Here is a 19,374-nt window from a genome sequence, read left to right on the forward strand (position 1 = left end):
AGCACCGACGCCCGTGTCCGAACCGGCTCGTACACTCGATGACATGACCGCCGAGTCGCCGATCCTGCTCGCCCACCCCACCGCCGTCGCCACGCCTGAAGGCGACCCGAGCCCGGGAGTCGCCTGGCACTACGGCGACCCGCTCGGGGAACAACGCAGCGCCACGACGCGAGCCGCGATCGTCGACCGGTCCGACCGTGCGGTGATCGAGCTGTCGGGCCCCGAGCGACTGACGTGGCTGCACACCATCTCGTCGCAGCACCTCACCCATCTCGCCGACCGGCGCAGCGCAGAGAACCTGTCTCTCGACGGCAACGGGCGGATCGAGGACCACTTCGTCCTCACCGACATCGACGAGACCACCTGGATCGACACGGAGGCCTCCCGCGGGCAGTCGCTCGCCGACTTCCTGACGAAGATGGTGTTCTGGGCGAAGGTCACCCCGACCGCTCGCCCCGACATGGCCGTGCTGACCCTGCTCGGCCCCGACGCGCTGACCGGACCGATCGCCGAGATCATCGCACTGCCGTCCGATGCGATGCCGTACCAGGCGGGGGACCTTCCGGAACTGCGCCACGACGACGAGCCCCTCGGCTTCTGGCGCGTGATGCCCGGCATCGGCGAGCACGGCGCGACGCCCGTCGTCGACCTCGTCGTCCCTGAACCGGATCTCCGCGAATGGTGGCGACTGCTGACCGACGCCGGCGCCGCACCGGCGGGCATGTGGGCCTACGAGGCGCTGCGCGTCAACGCGCTCCGGCCACGCCTGCACCTCGACACCGACGAGCGGACCATCCCTCACGAGGTGGACTGGATCGGCGGGCCCGACGAAGGCGGCGCGGTGCACCTCGACAAGGGCTGCTACCGCGGGCAGGAGACCGTCGCGCGCGTCGCGAACCTCGGCCGACCACCGCGACGGCTCGTCCTCCTCCACCTCGACGGCAGCTCGGCCTACCGTCCGATCACCGGAGTCGCGGTCACCGCGGGCGGTCGTACCGTCGGCCGGGTCGGCACCGTGATCGATCACTTCGAGAACGGACCCATCGCGCTCGCCCTGGTGAAGCGAAACGTGCCGGTCGACGCCGAACTCGTGGTCGGGGACGCCGACTCGCCCGACACCTCGGCCACCGCCCGCATCGACGCCGACCTGTACACCTCGGACGATCAGGTGCCACCGGGGCGCGCCGCCGTCGATCGTCTGCGCGGACGCGGCTGAGCGACACCCGAGCCGCCACGGAAGCACCTGGTAGAAGAGTTTTCCATTTCGGACGGTCAGGCGATGAGACTTAATCGGGACTGCGCGCTAGACTGTCAGTACGAAAACTATTAACGAATAGAACGGGGCCGCCACGACGTTGGCCGCCCCGTCACTGTGCGAGGGGGTCCCACATGGGCCGCGGCCGGGCAAAGGCAAAGCAGACGAAGGTTGCTCGTCAGCTGAAGTACTCCGCTCCGAGTACTGACTTCGACAGTCTCCAGCGTGAACTCTCTGGTGGCAGCGACGAGTCGTCACACGACTCGTGGTCGGACGAAAAGAGCTGGAACAGTGAAGAGGAGTGGCGACACGCCTGACGGCGCTGTCGCACACGCCCGCTCGTACAGGCGATCAGCCCAGGCGCTCGCGCCGAGAATGATGCCTGACATACGTAAGAACCCCGCGTCCTAGCCGACGCGGGGTTCTCGTGTTGCTCCCGCGCAGTTCGCAGCCGAGTGCGCACGGTCCGCTCGACCAACCCGGGAAGGGACTCCAGGACTAAGGCTGTCGTTCGGTGTCACCAGGATGCACCAAACGACAGCCTTGATCTATTTCCGCCGGAGGCTGGAACGAGCCGAACCCGGACCGGTGAGATGCACCTGCCCGGGTTCGGCTCGAAGGTCTATGCGCTCAGAAGCGCGGGTGATCTCCGACCAGGGTCGCGGCGCTGGGAGCGCCCGGCTCGCCGCGCTTGATGGTGCCGAGCACCCAGTTGTCGACGTGCCGCGCGGTGAGGATCGCCTGTGCGCGGTCGGTGTCCTCGGGTGCGACGATCGCGACCATGCCGACGCCCATGTTGAAGGTGCGCTCCATCTCGACGCGCTCCACGCGGCCGCGCTGCGCGATCAGCGAGAAGATCGGCGCCGGCGTCCAGGTGTTGCGTTCCAGTTCGGCCGACAGTCCCTTGGGGAGCACGCGCGACAGGTTGTCGGCCAGACCGCCACCGGTCACGTGCGCGAACGTCCGGACATCGCTCTCCGCGGCGAGCGCGAGGCAGTCCTTCGCGTAGATGCGCGTCGGCTCGAGCAGCTCCTCACCGAGGCTGCGGCCGAACTCCTCCACGTGACCCGACAGATCCATGTGGCCCCAGTCGAGCAGCACCTTGCGGGCCAGCGAGTAGCCGTTCGAGTGCAGGCCCGACGAGCCCATCGCGATGACGACGTCTCCGGCGCGCACCCGATCGGGTCCGAGAATCGAGTCCGCCTCGACGACGCCGACACCGGTCGCCGAGATGTCGTAGTGACCGTCCTCCATCACACCGGGGTGCTCGGCGGTCTCGCCGCCCAGCAGCGCGCAGCCGGCGTCCACACAGCCGTCGGCGATGCCCTTGACGATGTCTGCCACCATCTCCGGGATCACCTTGCCGATGGCGATGTAGTCCTGCAGGAAGAGTGGCTCGGCGCCGCACACCACGAGATCGTCGACCACCATGGCGACGAGGTCCCGGCCGACGGTGTCGTGCTTGTCCATCGCCTGCGCGATCACCAGCTTGGTGCCGACGCCGTCGCTCGAGGACGCCAGGACCGGCTCGCGGTAGTCGCCCTTGAGGGAGAACAGTCCGGCGAAACCGCCGAGCCCGCCGAGAACCTCCGGACGGGTCGCGCGCTTCGCATGCGGTGCGAAGAGCTCGACGGCACGTTCACCGGCATCGATGTCCACGCCCGCTGCCGCATAGGATGCGCCGGTCGTCGGCTTGTCGACAGACCCGTCGGTCATATTCTTGATTCTCCTGAAATTGGACAGCTGAAGGTCAGCCGTTCGGGCGGTGGGACGCACTCACGGTACCTGAGTGCGGGGTGGATCCGGGCACGCTACGCGACGGGAAAGGGACTAAGGACGCATCACGGCGCTGACGTTGTCGTTGGCCGCCGTCAACGGATCAGTGCCGGTCACCGACCCCTTGAGCATGCTCTCAAGAACGGCCTTGCCCATCGTCGTCTCCTCGGGGAGATCGATCGGGTACTTCCCGTCGAAGCAGGCGGCGCACAGGTTCGCGCGCGGCTGCTCGGTCGCGTTGATCATCTCGTCGACGCTGATGTAGCCGAGCGAATCGGCGTCGATGGCCTGACGCACGCTCTCCACCATCGCCTCGGCCGAGTCCGACCCGTTCGCGATCAGTTCGGCGGGCGACGCGAAGTCGATGCCGTAGAAGCACGGCCACTTCACCGGCGCTGAGGCGATCCGCACGTGGACCTCGGCGGCGCCGGCCTCGCGGAGCATCCGGATCAGCGCGCGCTGGGTGTTGCCGCGCACGATCGAGTCGTCGACCACCACCAGCCGCTTGCCGCGGATCACCTCGCGGAGCGGGTTCAGCTTCAGCCGGATGCCGAGCTGACGAATGGTCTGCGAGGGCTGAATGAAGGTGCGGCCGACGTAGGCGTTCTTCATCAGACCCTGCCCGTAGGGGATGCCCGACTCCTGGGCGTAGCCGACCGCCGCGGGTGTGCCGGACTCCGGAACCGGAATCACCAGGTCACCTTCGGCAGGCTGCTCGCGGGCCAGCCTGCGGCCGATCTCCACGCGCGTCGAGTGCACCGAACGACCGTGGATCACGCTGTCGGGACGAGCCAGGTAGACGTATTCGAACACGCAACCCGCCGGCGTCGGCTCGGCGAACCGTTGACTGCGAACGCCGTCGGCGTCGATGGCGAGAAGCTCGCCGGGCTCGATGTCGCGGACGAACGAGGCGCCGACGATGTCGAACGCCGCCGTCTCGGACGCGACCACCCAGCCGCGGTCCAGTCGCCCGAGCGAGAGCGGCCGGACCCCGTGCGGGTCACGGGCGGCGTACAGCGTGTTCTCGTCCTGGAACGTGAGACAGAACGCTCCCTTGACGGTCGGCAGCAGATCCATCGCCGACTGCTCGAGCGTCTTGTCCGCGGCGCCGTGCGCCAGCAGCGCACCGAGGATGTCCGAGTCGGAGGTCGCAGCACCGTGCGCGCCGTTCCCGTAGATACCGAGGGCACGCGCGCGGTCGGCCAGCTCGGCGGTGTTCACCAGATTGCCGTTGTGACCGAGTGCCACACCGCTGCCCGCCGCGGTGTTGCGGAAGATCGGCTGGGAGTTCTCCCAGGTGGTGGAACCGGTGGTCGAGTAGCGGCAGTGGCCGACGGCGACATGCCCCACCATCGAGGCGAGGGTCTGCTCGTCGAACACCTGGCTGACCAGGCCCAAGTCCTTGAACACCAGCACCTGGGATCCGTCGCCGACGGAGATGCCCGCGGCTTCCTGCCCGCGATGCTGCAGCGCGTAGAGGCCGTAATAGGTCAGCTTCGAGACTTCTTCGCCCGGCGCCCAGACACCGAACACACCGCACTCTTCGCGGGGCTCGTTCTCGGGTTGATCCGCATCGGGAATCGGGTGCGACGATCCGCCACATCCGGTCTGATTGAGCAGGTTCGGCGAGTGAATCGACATCTCGGTCACGTAAGACGCTCCGGTTTCATGGGCTCGGCGGGCGTTACCGTTACCACAGTCTACGGCTTCGCTCGGGACAACTCGAAATCCATCGCGGCCGAAGCCGCGCAGGTCACATGCTCAGCGGCACCACCGGCAGCAGGCCCGCGACGTCGCCCGCCCGGTGACCGGACACACTGACCCGGTGCGCCGACAGCGCCTCATCGAAGTCGAGCAGGCCGGTCGCCAGCAGCAGCCAGTCGCGCGGCGCCAGCTCGACGACGTTCGGCGGTGTGCCGCGAGTGTGCCGCACCCCCTCGATGCACTGCACCGCGACGAACGGCGGCACCCGCAGCTCCACCGAGTTCCCCGGTGCGTCCTGCGCGACTGTCCTCGCCGTCAGCCGGACGGCCGCCGCGAGCGCCGCCCGCCCCGGCGTCGGTGCGGTGTCGTCGCGCAGCCAGTCGGCGACGGCCAGCACGGCCGCCCGCGTCTGCGCCGGATCAGCTTTGTCTCGTGGTGCCACGGAGGGGACAACGTCACCGGACCGGTCACCATTCCCCGCCCGGACTCATCCGGTGAACGGCGCCACCGCGCCGAGCTCGACGATCCGGTCGACGACATCGTCCGGCGTCCGCTCCTGGCCGATGCGAAGCACCTTGTTGGCGCCGTGATAGTCACTCGACCCCGTCTGCAGGAGACCGAGATTCGATGCGATGTCCGCCAGCTCCGAACGGGCGGCCTCATCGTGGTCGGGGTGACGCACCTCGAGACCGGCGAGACCGGCGGGGATCAGCGACTCGATCACGTCGGCGGTCAGCACTCGAGCCGCCACCCGCGCACGCGGGTGTGCGATCACCGGCACGCCGCCCGCCGCGGAGATCATCGCGACGCCCTCGGCGAGGCTCGTGGAGCGCAGCGCCGTGTAATAGGGGCTGCCGTCGTGCAGCAGGTCGTCGAAGGCCGCCCCCACCGACTCGACCGCTCCCGCCTCCATGAGCGCTCGTGCGATATGTGGGCGACTGATGCTGCTGACGCCGGCGATCTCCCGAACCCGTTCCAGCGTGATCGGGTATCCGCCGTCGATGAGGTTCTCGACGATCCGCGCCCCGCGACCCGCGCGCTCATCCTTCATCCGCTTCCACTCGCCGGCGACGCCCTCGTCGTGACGGTCGAACAGGTAGCCGAGCAGATGCACCGAGACCAGGGCGCCGTCGGCGTCCGGATGCTTGGTGGAGAACTCGGCCCCCGGGAGCACGCGCATCCCCGTGGGCACCTGCGCAGCGGTCTCGTCCCAGCCGCCCGCGGTGTCATGGTCGGTGAGTGCGATGGTCGTCAGACCGGCCTCGCGCGCGGCCGCCAGCAGTTGCGCCGGTGAGTCCGTCCCGTCGGAGAACGCCGTGTGGGTGTGCAGGTCAGCAGTCATCGGGAGCGCCATGCGAACACTGTAATCACGACGCCGAATGACTCGAACCGGCCCGTGCCGGTGAGTGGTCAGGGCACGATGACTCCATGGGCGCCGAAGTGAGCCACCAGAAGTTCAGCGGAGCCGATCGGGTGCGCTTCCGGTCGCAGGTGTCCCGCGGCACCGAAGCCATCGCGCGCATGCTCGCCGACGGAGTGTTCACCGATCACGGCCGGCCTCCGGAACCGCTGCTCGGCATGGAGGTCGAGCTCAATCTGATCGACTCGGACGCCGAACCCGCGATGGCGAACACCGAGGTCCTCGACGCCATCGCCGATCCGGCCTATCAGACCGAGCTCGGCCAGTTCAACATCGAGATCAACGTCTCGCCGCGTCCGTTCGTCGGCGCCGACACCGTCGGACTGGAGCAGGCCCTGCGGAGCTCGTTGAACCGTGCCGAGGCCCGGGCGGCGTCGACCGGGAACCACCTGATCATGGTGGGCATGCTGCCGACACTCGGGAGCGAGCACTTCGCACATCAGTGGATCTCCACCAATCCGCGCTACGCACTGCTGAACGAACAGATCTTCGCCGCCCGGGGCGAGGACCTCGAACTCGACATCACCGGGATCCCGATGTCGCCGGGCGGGCCCGCCGAACGCCTGACGACCACCAGTGACTCGATCCTCCCCGAGGCCGCCTGCACGTCGTTGCAACTGCATCTGCGGGTGGCTCCCGAAGACTTCGCGGCGCACTGGAATGCGGCTCAGGCGATCTCCGGAGTGCAGGTCGCCATCGCGGGCAATTCGCCGTTCCTGGACGGCAAGGCTCTCTGGCACGAGACCCGCATCCCCGTCTTCGAGCAGGCCACGGACACCCGGCCGCTGGAACTGAAGAACCAAGGCGTACGACCGCGCGTGTGGTTCGGCGAGCGGTGGATCAACACGATCTTCGACCTCTTCGAGGAGAACACCCGGTACTTCCCCGCCCTGCTGCCGGTGTCCACCGAGGTCGATCCACTCGCCGAGCTGGACGCCGGACGCACTCCGGACCTCGAGGAGCTGCGACTGCACAACGGCACCGTGTACCGATGGAACCGGCCCGTGTACGACGTCGTCGACGGACACGCCCACCTCCGCGTGGAGAACCGCGTGCTGCCCGCCGGTCCCACGGTGGTCGACGTGATGGCCAACGCGGCGTTCTACTACGGTCTGCTGCGCGGCCTCGTCGAGAGCGACCTCCCGGTGTGGTCGCAGATGTCGTTCGACGCCGCCCACGAGAATCTGTCGGCAGGCGCCCGGTGGGGTTTCGGCGCGCAGCTGTACTGGCCGAACATCGGCTGGATCCGGCCCGACGAGCTGGTCCTGCGTCGTCTGCTGCCGATCGCCGAACGCGGACTGACGGCGTACGGACTGTCTGAGCAGGCCAAGCGCCGATACCTCGGTGTCATCGAAGGGCGTTGCGCCACAAGGCAATCCGGCTCGGTGTGGCAGCGGCGAGCGGTTCAGGCGCGCGAGGACGCGGGCGAATCGCGAACGCAGGCTCTACGCGGCATGGTGAACGACTACGCGACGTTGATGCACGAGGGCGAACCCGTGCACGCATGGTCGGTGTAGCCGCCGCTCACGCCCCGCCGACGAGGCCGCGGCCCGTCACGAGCGGCATGTCGAGCGCGGTCACCAGACCAGGATCGGCGGCCACCACAGCGGGCACCGAATTGACCAGCCGCATGGCTGTCACGATCATCCCGGACACGTTGTGGTCGCCGTCGCGGCCGTGGTGGGACATCTCCACCGTCATCGTCGGCTCGCCGGTGACGACGACGCGATAGCAGCCGTCGCCCTCGTTCGGCCGCGGCCAGTCGGGGCACTGCTCGGGATGAGTCCGGGTGTAGTGCTCGAGCACCACGCGATCGACACCGTCCACCTGTCCCACCACTTCGAAGTGCAGTGCCGCCATCGCACCCTCGGGGATCGGCACCGACACCGTCTCGTAGTCCCGGTCGGCGGCCACGCGCTCGTGGCGTTCGACGAGCGGCTCGTCGAACGTCAGACCCAGGCCCGCACCGATCTGGCGGACCACGCTCCCCCACGCGAGCGACAGCACGCCCGGCATCAGAAGCATCGGCTGGTGGTCCATCGGCTTGCCGAATCCGAAGATCTCACCCATCACCACGGGCTGGTAGTAGGTGGAGTAGTCGGCGATCTCCAGGCAGCGGACCTCGTCGATCTCCTGCGACAGGCTGGTCAGCGACAACGGGAGGACGTCGTTGGCGAAGCCCGGATCGATCCCGTTGACGTGCAGGCTCGCGCCACCGGCGACGGCCGCGTCGCGGATCGGTTCGACCATCTCGTCGGGCAGCACCCCGTACGGATACTGCAGGATCACCGGGCCCGACGACACCACGTTGATGCCTGCCGCGACGAACGCCGTGAGGTCGGCGATCGCCTCCGCGACCCGGTCGTCTGTCATCGCCGTGTGCACGATGGCGTCGGGCCGCAGTTCGATCAGCGCCTCCCGATCGTCGGTGGCGATCACCCCGAGGTCGCGGTCCAGCCCGGCGAGACGCCCGGCGTCCCGGCCCACCTTCGCGGGATCCGACACCCACACGCCGACCAACTCCAGCTCGGGATGGGCGTCGATCCCCGCGATCGCATGCCTGCCCACCGTGCCCGTCGACCACTCCACGACCTTCAGCGTCATGCGCGCCACGCTATCGGGTCCACCGCCCGGCGCGCGGCGGTTCACTGCGAGGTCGTCGGCAGCCAATTGCCGTGGAACCCGGCGGGAACCCGATGCGGCAGTCGTACCGAAGCGATGTCCTCCAGGGTCTGTGCGTCGAGCACGGCCAAGCTGGTCGAGTTCGCCGCGAGATCGGTGACGAACCCGACGACGGCGCCGTCGCCCTGCACCGCGTCGTCGGCCCGCGGGACGAAGGTGAACTCGCCGAGCGTGACACCGTCGGCGAATCGTCGGACGACCGGCCCACCGCCGCTTGCGGCCACTCGTGCGAGCAGTGAGCCGAACATTCCGCCGTCTTCACTGCCGACCAGCCAGCCCGAGTCGTGCGCGCGGCCGGTGAAGCGGTCGTCCATGCGCGGGAACTCGACCGCCGCATCCCACAGTCGTTCTCGCCTGCACGTGCGTCGCTCGCGGTCGATCGTCCACCGCTCCAGATGCTGCCTGCCCTCGGACGGCCCGGTCCGGTCGCGGTCGAACGTGCGGTCGTGCACGACCAGATCCACGACGACGCCGCCGACGACGTCATGCGCGTTCAGCGGGTGGTACACGTAGCAGGGATCGACGTCGATCCAGACGACGTCGGCGTCGTCACCCTCCCGCGGCATCAGCCCCACCCGCGCGCGATAGTCCGGGTCCCAGCGGTACGGCAATGCGCCCGGCCGACCGGGCGGGAGGCGCGAGGCGATCGCGTGCGGCGTCGGCACCCGGCCGACGAGCGCCGACATCGCCAGCCTGGCGAGCGGTCGCACGCCGCGCGGCACGGTCGCCGTCGTCGCCGCTTCCGCATCGAAGGTGACCGGGAGGTCGTAGACGACGACGGTCGATTCGGTGAGCGAGAACGCATGCATCATCGGGCTGCCGCCGACCGTGATGTCGACGTGCCGCCGGAGTCGTCCGTCGGTCCCGATCACGGAGTACCGGACTTTGTCCCCCATGCCGAAGTGGTAACTCACCGCGTGCAGTTCACACGTCACCGGATCTTCCAGCGGGTGCGCGGTGTAGCCGCCGCGAACGGTTCCGTCGAAGTCCCAGACGTCGAGCGTCTCGAGTTCGTCGGACAGTTCCGCGCAGGGCAGACCGGCTTCCACCAGCGCCAGCGTGCGCCCGCCGAAGCCGATGACGTTGGTGTTGGCCCCGATGCCGCGCATGATCGACCGGCCCGCGACGTCGGGTGCCTGCCGATTCAGACGCCGCTGCGTCGACTCCGAATCGACCCAGCGGTTGCGATACCAGAGCGCCTCGCCGCCCGCGAGCCGGATGCCGTGGACCATCCCGTCCCCGGTGAACCAGTTGTACGTGTCGGGGTCCACGTCCGCGATCGGGTTCGGTCCGTTGCGCAGATAGCGCCCGTCGAGCCAGTCGGGAAGTGTCCCGGTGACCGCGAGGTCGTGTTCGGTGTATTCGGCGCGGACCGGCTCGAACTCGCCGGCCAGGAATCGATTGGTACTCATTCCGCTCACCTCCGGATTGCCTATAACAATGTTATAGGGTGAGAATAACGCCGTTATGAGTGAACGTGAAGAGCCGCGACCGGATCCGGTGCGCACGACCCTCGCCGATTCCGCGTATCGACTGGTCACCGAGCAGGGTGTGGAAGCCTTGACGGTCCGTCGGCTGGCCGAGGCTGCGGGAACGTCGACGATGGCGGTGTACTCGAGATTCGGCAGCATCGGCGCGGTCGCCGGCGAGGTGTGCGAGCGGGGCTTCGCCGAGTTCGGTGCGGCGCTGGCGGATGTCGGCGGGTCCGACGACCCGGTCGTCGATTTGATGTGCCAGGGCCTGGCCTATCTGAAGTTCGCCACCGGGCACCCGCTGCTGTACACCCTGATGTTCCAATACACCTCGCCCGAATGGGTCGGATCTCAGCGGAAATCGCTTCTACAGCACGGGAATCCGACTGACTCGGCGGCCGGACGCGCGGCCTTCCAGGTGATGGCCGACGCGGTGCGCCGAGTCACTGAGCCCGGTACCGACGAGGGCGACATCCTCATCCGCTCCGGAGTCGCCTGGAGCACCGTCCACGGACTCGCGATGCTCTCCATCGCGGGCCACCTGAGCGGCGCGCACGACCTCGTCGCCCGCGCCGCATTGATTTCGCTGGCGGTCGGTGGCGGCACATCGCGCGACGCGGCCGAGCGCGCATTCGACGACGCGGCGCGGCGAATGACCGATATCGGGCAACGCCCGTAGGGTCACCCTTCATGTCAGGTCCGATGCCGCCGGGTGACGCCGAGAGCTATCGGGGGACGCGACGGTCTCCGTCACGCACGGATCCGGCGAAGATCATGTCCGACAATCCGACGGACAGTCACTCACACCTTGAGTCCGGCGAACGGTTCGACCGGGATGTTCCGGATCACGAACCAGACGGTCACGACGGCGAGGCCGATCACGAGAGCCAGTCGACGATGCCGGAGGCTCCGGATGCGGCGGCCGCGCCACAGGCCCACGGTGTACATCACGAAGGCGATCGCGATCAGGACGAACGCGACCACACCGAGCGCGTTGTAGCCGAGAGCGACCGGAACGTCGCCGTGCACCAGTGAATACAGCGCCCGGGTCGATCCGCATCCGGGACAGTCGATGTGCAGCAGGAGCCTGGTCGGGCACGGCGGCAGGAATCCGCCGGGCGTCGTCGGATCGCCGATCCAGACGACCGTACAGACAGCCGCTGCACCGGCGAGCCCCGCGAGTGGCGTCAGCACCCGATGCCGAAGGAGCGTCGACGACCGTTTCCGAGTGGTCGATGACGCTTGTGGACCGTCGTCCCAACGAGTCATCACGGCACCATCATCGCCGAGTCGTCACGGCTGCACGATCACCAGATCGTTCGCGGCCTTGTCGTGCCAGCCCTGCATTCGGTCGGAGTTGTCGAACAGCGGCGACAGGTAGACGACGAGCTGTCCGACGCCGCAGAAGAAGCCGCCGATGAACGGGATGATCTGTCGGACGAAAGCCGATCCCAGACCGATCGTCGCTCCGCTCACCTGATCGACGACCTTGATCTTCATCGCCATCTTGCCGAGCGTCGCGCCCACCAGGCCGATCATCAGCCACTCGTACAGCAGGCCGAAGAGCAACACGATTCCGACCGCGATGAACATGCCCGCCGCACCGGCCGCGGAGGTCTGGCAGTGTTCGACGCCGAACTCGTTGGTGCGGCAATCGGAGCTCGCGGAGACGGCGCCGAGTCCGAGGATGACGCAGACTGCGAAGACGATGCCGTAGATCACGCAGTCGATGAGCCGCGCCAGGAACCGCTGGCCGATGGTCGCAGGCCGGACTCGACCGGCGCTGACGAGATCTCCGTTGCCGAGGCCCGCCAGCGGCGGGTAGCCGGGCGCGTACGCCGAGTCGGGCATCGCGGTCCAGCCGCCGGGCTGCGAGGCGTACTGTGCCGGTCCGAACTGCGGCGCCGCGTACGAGTTCTGCGGAGAAGCGCTGTCGCGGTACTGACCGGCCGCGGACGGCTCGGTCCCGAAGGGATTGGGGGTGAACTGGTCGACGGCGGGCGGCAGCGGCTCGGATGCGGGCATCGCCGGCCCGACCTGCGTCTGTGCGAACGGGTCCGGCTGGCGGTCCGGCTGCGCGTCGCCCGGCGTGTTCGTCATGATGTCTTCTTCTGCCCCTCCCGGGCGCACCGCGCGCCCGCCGCGTCATAGTACAAATCGACGGTCCGGCCCGGCGACACGGCGTCATTCGGTCGGCGGCTACTTCTCCGGTCCGTCGTGCCCGCGCAGGTCCTCGAGCGCCCCTCGCACGCGTTCGGTGTCCGCAGCCGTCCATCCGTCGGGCTGCGTGACCGCCACCCACCCGTCGAGGATGACCGTTCCGTAATTGTGTCCGTGCCCGTCCGGGACTCCGGCGGCGTTGCCGAGATCGGCACTGACCTGCCAGAAGGTGACGATCGGGTACCAGCGCATCGCCGGCGTGCGATCGCCGGCCGCGGGCTCGGAGAGCCAGGCCGGTTTCCGGTAGAGCAGCTCCGGCGACCACCACACCACCGGATCGGTCCGATGCTGGACGTAGAGCACTCGTGGGGAGAGCCACGGGTCTGGATTGCGCGCGATCCCCTCCGCATCGTTGGCGAACCGCACCACCAGACCGTTCGCATACGTCGGCTCGGCCTCCGGACTGCCCGGATCACGCCGGTCGACGAGCGCCCGCCACAGCGGATTGGAGTTGGGCGGACCCACCCACAGCACTCCGTCGACCGTCGATCGGATCGCGTTCAGGTCGTCGAAGGCCCCCTCCCCGGCCTGCGTGCCGAGGCTCTCCCCGTAGACGTAGAGCTTCGGTCGGTGCCCGGGTGGCTTGGTCGACCACCGGGCGCGAACGGCGTCGATCAGTCGGCGTCCGGCCTCCGCCGCCTTCTCCCGATCGGCCAGGAACGACACCCAGCTCGGCAGATACGAATACTGCGCGGCGACGAGGGCGCTGTCGCCGTTCGCGACGAGTTCGAAGGTCTGTGCGGCGGTCGGATTCACCCAACCGGTACCGGTCGTCGGAATGACGACCAGGACCTTGCGGTCGAACGCCCCGGTGCGTTCCAGTTCGTCGACCACGAGCCGCATCTGCGCGTCGGGACCGTCCGCGGACTCCAGCCCCGCGTACACGCGGATCGGCTCCTTCGCGGGCTTGCCGTTGTACTCCGCGAGCTGCGCGGCGCGGATGCCGCCGGAGACGAAGTTGCGGCCCTCGAAACCCAGGGTCTCCCACCGTGCCGCGGACGCCGTGCTGCCCGACTTCTCCGGCAGCGTCGGCTGTTCGGCGCCGTCCCGGGTGGTGTCGTTGGACGCACTGAAGATCGCGTTCATCGCCGCGTAGCTGCCGCGGACCGCGACGCCGTCGATCAGCGTGTAGATCACGACGAGCATCACGACCAGCGACAGAGCGGTCGCGGCCCGCCGCGGAATGCGGAAGACGCGGTTGAGCTTGCGGGCCAGCCAGCCGCCGACGTCGCGCAGGATCCGGAAGACGCCGACGACGGCGATCGCGATCAGCACGCTGAGGACGGGTGCCCGCAGATAGCCGAGGTAGGTCGGCGACTCGGTGCCCATCAGCTCCGCCAGCTGATCCTGCCAGTCGACGGCGAAGTACAGCGCGACCAGCGAGACCGCGACGCAGATCACCGGGACACCGATGCGGAGGGCCCGGCGGACCCGGACCGGCGGCGGCCACCATGCCGCGCGAGTGAGAACCAGGCGTTGCACCGCGACGGCCGACACCGCGCCGACGGCGTAGCCGATGGCGCCCGCGATGCCGCCGATCAGCCCCTGAAACGCCCAGTGCCGCGGCAGCAGCGACGGGGTCAGCGACCAGATGTAGAACACCGTGCCCACGACCAGTCCGGGCGGATCGATCCGGAGCACACGCATCACCCTGGTGACGGCGGAACCGAACCACATCGACGAATGACGAACGGCGGCGCGCGGACTCCTCCGCGACACCGCCGGCGTCAGCTGCTCTCCGTCGACCAACGGCTACCCGAACAACGCGGGCAGAGTTCCCTCGTGAACCTCGCGGAGTTCGTCGAGCTTCACCTCGAAGTGGTCCTGAACCTCCAGCGCATCGCTGCCCTGGTCGACGACGCCGATCCGCGTCCACGGCATCTGCCGGGCGTCGAGCATCGCGCAGAACCGCGACTCCTCGGTCCGCGGGACGGCGACCAGCACGCGGCCCGCCGACTCGGAGAACAGGGTGACGAACGGGTCCGCGCCCTCCGGGAGGAGGATGCGGCAGCCGGGCCGCCCCGCCCCCCCGGGGAGGAGGATGCGCCAGCCGGTCTCACCGGCCAGCGCGGCCTCCGCGACGGCCTGGATCAGGCCACCCTCGGAGATGTCGTGCGCCGCCGAGACGAGCCCGTCACGCGATGCCGCGACCAGGATCTCGCCGAGCAGCCGTTCGCGGTCGAGGTCGACCTTCGGCGGCACACCGCCGAGGTGGTCGTGCTCCACCTGCGCCCAGATCGAGCCGTCGAACTCGTCGCGGGTGTCGCCGAGCAGGATCAGCGTCTCGCCGGGCTCGGTGCCGATGTCGGTCGGGGTGCGCCGACGGACGTCGTCGATCACGCCGAGGACCGCGACCACCGGGGTCGGGAGGATCGCGGTCGATCCGGTCTGATTGTAGAAACTGACGTTGCCGCCGGTCACCGGGATGCCGAGCTTCGCGCAGCCGTCGGCGAGACCGCGCACGGCCTGACTGAACTGCCACATCACGGCCGGGTCCTCGGGCGAGCCGAAGTTGAGGCAGTTGGAGACCGCGCGCGGCACGGCGCCGGTGACCGCGACGTTGCGGTACGCCTCGGCGAGCGCGAGCTGCACGCCGGTATACGGATCGAGGTAGGTGTACCGCCCCGAGGTGTCGGTCGAGAGCGCGATGCCACGGCCGGTCTCCTCATCGATGCGGATGACGCCGGAGTCGGCGTGCTCGGCCAAGACGGTGTTGCCGCGCACGTAGCGGTCGTACTGCTCGGTGATGAACTTCCGGCTGCACAGCGCGGGACTGGCGAGCAGCTTGAGGAACGTCTCTCGGAGCTCGTCCGAGGTCTCCGGGCGCTTCAGTCCGGCGGTGGTCGAGGCGATCACCTCGTCCTGCCAGTCGGGACGCTGCACGGGGCGGTTGTACACCGGGCCCTCGAGGGCGACGGTCTTCGGCGGGACGTCGACGACGGTCTCGCCGTGCCAGGTGACCTCGAGGTTCTCGCCGTCGGTGACCTCACCGATGACGGTCGCCAGGACGTCCCACTTGCGGCAGACCGCCATGAACTCGTCGACGTCCTCGGGCCGCACGACGGCGCACATGCGCTCCTGCGACTCCGACGACAGCACCTCCGCGGGCGTCATGCCCTCGGCGCGCATCGGCACCTGTTCGAGCGCGATGTGCATGCCGCCGTCACCTGCCGCGGCCAGTTCCGAGGTCGCGCACGACAGCCCCGCTCCGCCGAGGTCCTGGATGCCAACGACGAGCTTCTCGCGGTAGAGGTCCAGACAGCACTCGATGAGCACCTTCTCGGTGAAGGGGTCGCCGACCTGAACGCTGGGGAGCTTCTTCCGGCTGGGGCCGCCGTCGTCGTCGAAGGTCTCCGACGCGAGGACGGAGACGCCGCCGATGCCGTCGAGTCCGGTGCGCGCGCCGAACAGGATGATCTTGTTTCCGGTACCCGACGCGAACGCGAGGTGCAGGTCCTCGGTCCGGAGCACGCCGGCGCAGAGCGCGTTGACCAGCGGATTTCCCTGGTAGCTGGCATCGAAGACGGTCTCCCCGCCGATGTTCGGCAGGCCGAGCGAATTGCCGTAGCCGCCGACACCGCGGACCACGCCGTCCACTACGCGTCGGGTGTCCGGGTGATCGGCCGCACCGAACCGCAGCTGGTCCATGACGGCGATCGGTCGCGCGCCCATGGCCATGATGTCGCGGACGATGCCGCCGACGCCGGTCGCGGCGCCCTGGTACGGCTCGACGTAGCTCGGGTGGTTGTGCGACTCCACCTTGAAGGTCACCGCCCAGCCGTCGCCGACGTCGACCACGCCTGCGTTCTCGCCGATGCCCGCGAGCATGCCCGCCCGCATCTCGTCGGTGGTGGTCTCGCCGAAGTATCGGAGGTGGACCTTCGACGACTTGTAGCTGCAGTGCTCGGACCACATCACCGAGTACATCGCCAGCTCGGCGTCGGTGGGACGGCGGCCGAGGATCTCCCGGATCCGCGCGTACTCGTCGTCTTTGAGACCGAGCTCAGCAAACGGCTGGGGCTGATCGGGGGTATCGGCGGCGTTGGAAACGGTATCGACCTGAGCGCTCACGGCGACCATTCTATGCGAGGTTTCGCCGCTGGATGGTCACGCCTCCGACCGGGGTGCGCCACGCCACCCGCACGTCCGTCCGAGACGGACCGCGGACCGAGTTCTCCCGGTCCGCCCGCGATTGTCGGAGGCGGCGGATACAGTCGGCGCACAACAGGTTCGGGGGGACCACATGATCGAGGGGAACATTCTTTCGCGACGTGCGCCGGGTGAGGCCCGGCAGCGCGCACGCGAGTACTTCGTCGCCGGGCTGACCGCGGCCGGGCTGCTGACCGGAGGTCCACCGCCGGACCCGCATCGAGCGCGAGCCGCCTTCGCTCGCGCCACCGAGTTCGATCCGACGCTCGGCGACGCGTGGCTCGGCCGGGTATCCGCGGGCGACCGCTCCGGTCCGGTGCTTCTCGGCCTGTACCGGGCGCGCGAGTCCATCGGGGCGGAGCAGCGCCGGCTCGGGATGCCCGCGGGCGCCTTGGTGGGCCACCTGGCGAGCGGCATGTTCATCGACCTGCCGATCACGACGTCCACCGACGTCGCCGCGGGTTATGCGGCCTCGCTGCTGGCCGGCGGCGACGTGGACGGTGCCGAACAGGTCCTGAACGAGTCCGGAGACTGCGGACCGACCGCGGCGTTCTGCCGCGGCATCCTCGAAGTGCGCAGACGCCGATGGCGAGCAGTCCTGAGCACATTGGCGCCGTCTTCCGACTGGACCGATGAGTACCTGTGCGCGGCAGCCGATTTCATGCTCGGCACAGCATGCGTCCAGCTCGGCATGTTCGACGAGGGGCTGCGCCGACTCGGCAATGCCGAGGCGTCGGTACTGACCACCTGCCGACCGCACGCGCTGTTCACCATCGGACTCGCTCATCGAGCGCGAGGCGACGAGCCGTCGGCCCGCGCGTGCCTGGAGGAGGCTTACGCCCTCGACTCCGGCCTGACCGATGCCGCCAGGGCCCTGGCCGATCCGACGCTGCAGCTGACGATCGAGCGCGTCGACGAGACCGCGCCCGCGACGGCGGTCGTGCCGCAGTCGGGTGTCGACGAGTCGGCGTTGCGGGCGGTCGCCGACGAACTCGGCGCGCAGATCGGACTCGGGCCGGTCAAGGACCAGGTCGAACGACTGCGCGCCGCCGTCACGCTCGCTCAGTTGCGGGCGGAGAAGGGTTTGCGTACGCAGTCGCGCAGCCTGCATCTGGCCTTCACCGGGCCACCGGGAACGGGCAAGACCACGATCGCACGACTGGTGGCCCGGCTGTACCGCGCGCTCGGCCTCCTCGCCACAGACACCGTGGTGGAGGTGAGCAGGCGCGATCTGGTCGGCCAGCATCTCGGGTCGACGGCTCCGAAGACCTCCGCCGTCATCGACTCCGCGCTCGACGGCGTCCTCTTCATCGACGAGGCGTACACCCTGATCCAGGAGGGCCTCGCGGGCGGCGACGCCTTCGGCCGCGAAGCCGTCGACACCCTGCTCGCGCGGATGGAGAACGACCGGGACCGCCTCGTCGTGATCGTCGCCGGTTACGACGACGAGATCGACCGGCTCATGGCGTCCAACGAAGGCCTCGCCTCTCGCTTCGCGCGGCGGATCAAGTTCACCTCGTACACGCCCGGCGAGCTCATCCGAATCGCGGAGTCGATCGCCGGCCGTCGCGACGCCCGGCTGTCCGCGGACGCCGCCGCCGAACTCGAGCAGTTGTTCGCCGACCTCTACGACGACGTCTCCGGCGGCCGCAGAGCCTCAGACGTCGCGGGCAACGGACGGTTCGTCCGCAACATCGTCGAAGCCGCCGAAGAGGAGCGGGAACTGCGGCTCGCCAGAACCTCCGATCTCGACACGCTCACCGACGCCGACCTGATGACGATCACGGGTGACGACGTGCGGGCGGCCCGGGCGGCGTCGATCTGACGCGGATGCCAGGTTGTGCGTCACCGGCATCGTGACTCGGAACGATCGCGACCCGGTGCCGCACGACATGCAGGCGATGCAGCGTCTCCCAGGCGATGTCGCGGTCGGCATCTGCCAGCAACGCCGGATAGGAGGCCTTCTGCCGCAACCGATCCACTTGGATTCGGCCCCATACGGCGTCACCGGCCAGCAACGTGGGCCCGGACTCGGTCTGCAGCAGAATCCCGATGCTTCCCGGAGTGTGACCGGCGAGGTCGACAAGGAGCACTGATCGGTCGCCGAACAGATCGTGGCTGCGCGGAAAGGACAGGACCGGCGGGCCGTCCAGGTCGTAGAGGCTGAGCGGGCGGTCGCGCAGCGCAGGACGGACACCGCCCTGCGGAGCCACCGGTCCTCTCGTCATCCACGAATGCTCCTGGCGATGAAGGTGGACTGCCAGTCCTGGCAGGTCGAGAAGTCCGGCGACGTGATCCCAGTGCAAGTGAGTCGGCAACACGAAATCGATGGACCGGCCTTCGATGCCCACTGCCGACAGCGCCTGCCGGACGTCGATCACATCGCGACGGGGCCGGACGGCCACGCGCAGCGCCCACGGAACGTCTGAGACCGCTCGTTCGTGGACGTTCACACAGACCCCTGGATCGACCAGGAACGTGCCCCGCGGGTGACGCACGACGAAGGCATTGATCAGATTGGGCGTCCTCGCGGGCCGCCAGACACCCTCGGCGACCGCGAGCGTCGGGACAAACCGTGCTCGCTGCGGCAGTCTGGCCATGTCAACGACGGTTCCCGGCGACGGGATTCCATGGTCGGTGATCGACGCCAGAAGTCGCCGGTCCGGTCGTCGTGGTCGGACGACGCCGAGCGGGAG

At 68.9% G+C, this 19,374-nt stretch carries 16 protein-coding genes; 5 read left to right on the forward strand and 11 right to left on the reverse strand.

Going from position 1 to position 19,374, the window contains the following annotated elements; translation table 11 throughout:
* The first annotated feature begins 43 nt into the window (after positions 1–43).
* Positions 44–1,216, forward strand: a complete 1,173-nt coding sequence (ygfZ, locus tag SCNU_RS16220; RefSeq protein ID WP_009680485.1) for a CAF17-like 4Fe-4S cluster assembly/insertion protein YgfZ — start codon at positions 44–46, stop codon at positions 1,214–1,216.
* Positions 1,217–1,389: 173 nt separating this feature from the next.
* Entirely contained in the window at positions 1,390–1,572 is a 183-nt protein-coding gene (locus SCNU_RS20240) for a DUF3073 domain-containing protein (RefSeq protein ID WP_009680486.1), read from the forward strand.
* A gap of 313 nt (positions 1,573–1,885) precedes the next feature.
* Here SCNU_RS20240 and purM read toward each other — a convergent pair whose 3' ends face one another.
* From purM to SCNU_RS16240, 4 genes are all read right to left on the reverse strand, one after another.
* Positions 1,886–2,971 (reverse strand): phosphoribosylformylglycinamidine cyclo-ligase, encoded by a 1,086-nt coding sequence (gene purM, locus SCNU_RS16225; RefSeq protein ID WP_009680487.1) that lies wholly within the window; start codon positions 2,969–2,971, stop codon positions 1,886–1,888.
* A 114-nt stretch (positions 2,972–3,085) separates the two neighbouring features.
* Positions 3,086–4,672 carry an amidophosphoribosyltransferase gene (purF, locus tag SCNU_RS16230; RefSeq protein WP_420795027.1) on the reverse strand — a complete coding sequence of 529 codons (1,587 nt, stop codon included), beginning with the start codon at positions 4,670–4,672 and terminating at the stop codon, positions 3,086–3,088.
* A 112-nt stretch (positions 4,673–4,784) separates the two neighbouring features.
* Complete coding sequence (locus SCNU_RS16235; RefSeq protein WP_040518669.1) at positions 4,785–5,177, reverse strand: sterol carrier family protein; 393 nt, start codon at positions 5,175–5,177, stop codon at positions 4,785–4,787.
* 45 nt (positions 5,178–5,222) lie between these two features.
* On the reverse strand, positions 5,223–6,089 hold the full coding sequence (locus tag SCNU_RS16240) for a PHP domain-containing protein (protein ID WP_009680490.1): 867 nt from the start codon (positions 6,087–6,089) through the stop codon (positions 5,223–5,225).
* 74 nt (positions 6,090–6,163) lie between these two features.
* Here SCNU_RS16240 and SCNU_RS16245 point away from each other — a divergent pair, with 74 nt between their 5' ends.
* Positions 6,164–7,672, forward strand: coding sequence for a glutamate-cysteine ligase family protein (locus SCNU_RS16245; RefSeq protein ID WP_009680491.1), 1,509 nt, complete (start codon positions 6,164–6,166; stop codon positions 7,670–7,672).
* A 7-nt stretch (positions 7,673–7,679) separates the two neighbouring features.
* On the opposite strand, the gene SCNU_RS16250 is transcribed toward SCNU_RS16245, so the two are convergent.
* Both SCNU_RS16250 and SCNU_RS16255 read right to left on the reverse strand, forming a co-directional pair.
* Positions 7,680–8,759 (reverse strand): NAD(P)H-dependent amine dehydrogenase family protein, encoded by a 1,080-nt coding sequence (locus tag SCNU_RS16250; protein ID WP_009680492.1) that lies wholly within the window; start codon positions 8,757–8,759, stop codon positions 7,680–7,682.
* A gap of 41 nt (positions 8,760–8,800) precedes the next feature.
* Positions 8,801–10,249: a carotenoid oxygenase family protein gene (locus SCNU_RS16255; protein ID WP_009680493.1), complete on the reverse strand. Its 1,449-nt coding sequence runs from the start codon at positions 10,247–10,249 to the stop codon at positions 8,801–8,803.
* Between the two features lie 55 nt (positions 10,250–10,304).
* Between SCNU_RS16255 and SCNU_RS20055 the strand changes: the two genes are divergently transcribed.
* Entirely contained in the window at positions 10,305–10,988 is a 684-nt protein-coding gene (locus SCNU_RS20055) for a TetR/AcrR family transcriptional regulator (RefSeq protein WP_009680494.1), read from the forward strand.
* Positions 10,989–11,110: 122 nt separating this feature from the next.
* On the opposite strand, the gene SCNU_RS16265 is transcribed toward SCNU_RS20055, so the two are convergent.
* The 4 genes from SCNU_RS16265 to purL form a co-directional block, all read right to left on the reverse strand.
* The gene (locus SCNU_RS16265) at positions 11,111–11,503 is read right to left on the reverse strand and encodes a DUF2752 domain-containing protein (protein ID WP_009680495.1); all 393 of its coding nucleotides are present in this window, start codon (positions 11,501–11,503) and stop codon (positions 11,111–11,113) included.
* A gap of 99 nt (positions 11,504–11,602) precedes the next feature.
* Positions 11,603–12,409, reverse strand: coding sequence for an RDD family protein (locus SCNU_RS20060; RefSeq protein ID WP_009680496.1), 807 nt, complete (start codon positions 12,407–12,409; stop codon positions 11,603–11,605).
* A gap of 99 nt (positions 12,410–12,508) precedes the next feature.
* Entirely contained in the window at positions 12,509–14,206 is a 1,698-nt protein-coding gene (locus SCNU_RS16275) for an alpha/beta hydrolase (RefSeq protein WP_050792853.1), read from the reverse strand.
* Between the two features lie 75 nt (positions 14,207–14,281).
* A complete protein-coding gene (purL, locus tag SCNU_RS16280) occupies positions 14,282–16,609 on the reverse strand; it encodes a phosphoribosylformylglycinamidine synthase subunit PurL (protein WP_040518670.1) in 2,328 nt (775 codons plus the stop codon).
* A 163-nt stretch (positions 16,610–16,772) separates the two neighbouring features.
* Between purL and eccA the strand changes: the two genes are divergently transcribed.
* Positions 16,773–18,503, forward strand: a complete 1,731-nt coding sequence (eccA, locus tag SCNU_RS16285) for a type VII secretion AAA-ATPase EccA (protein WP_009680499.1) — start codon at positions 16,773–16,775, stop codon at positions 18,501–18,503.
* On the opposite strand, the gene SCNU_RS16290 is transcribed toward eccA, so the two are convergent.
* Complete coding sequence (locus tag SCNU_RS16290; protein WP_238526468.1) at positions 18,460–19,278, reverse strand: MBL fold metallo-hydrolase; 819 nt, start codon at positions 19,276–19,278, stop codon at positions 18,460–18,462. The two genes, eccA and SCNU_RS16290, sit on opposite strands and share 44 nt — an antisense overlap.
* Positions 19,279–19,374 lie beyond the last annotated feature (96 nt).

This window comes from Gordonia neofelifaecis NRRL B-59395, from assembly GCF_000192435.1.
In the GTDB taxonomy this organism is placed as follows: Bacteria; Actinomycetota; Actinomycetes; order Mycobacteriales; family Mycobacteriaceae; genus Gordonia; species Gordonia neofelifaecis.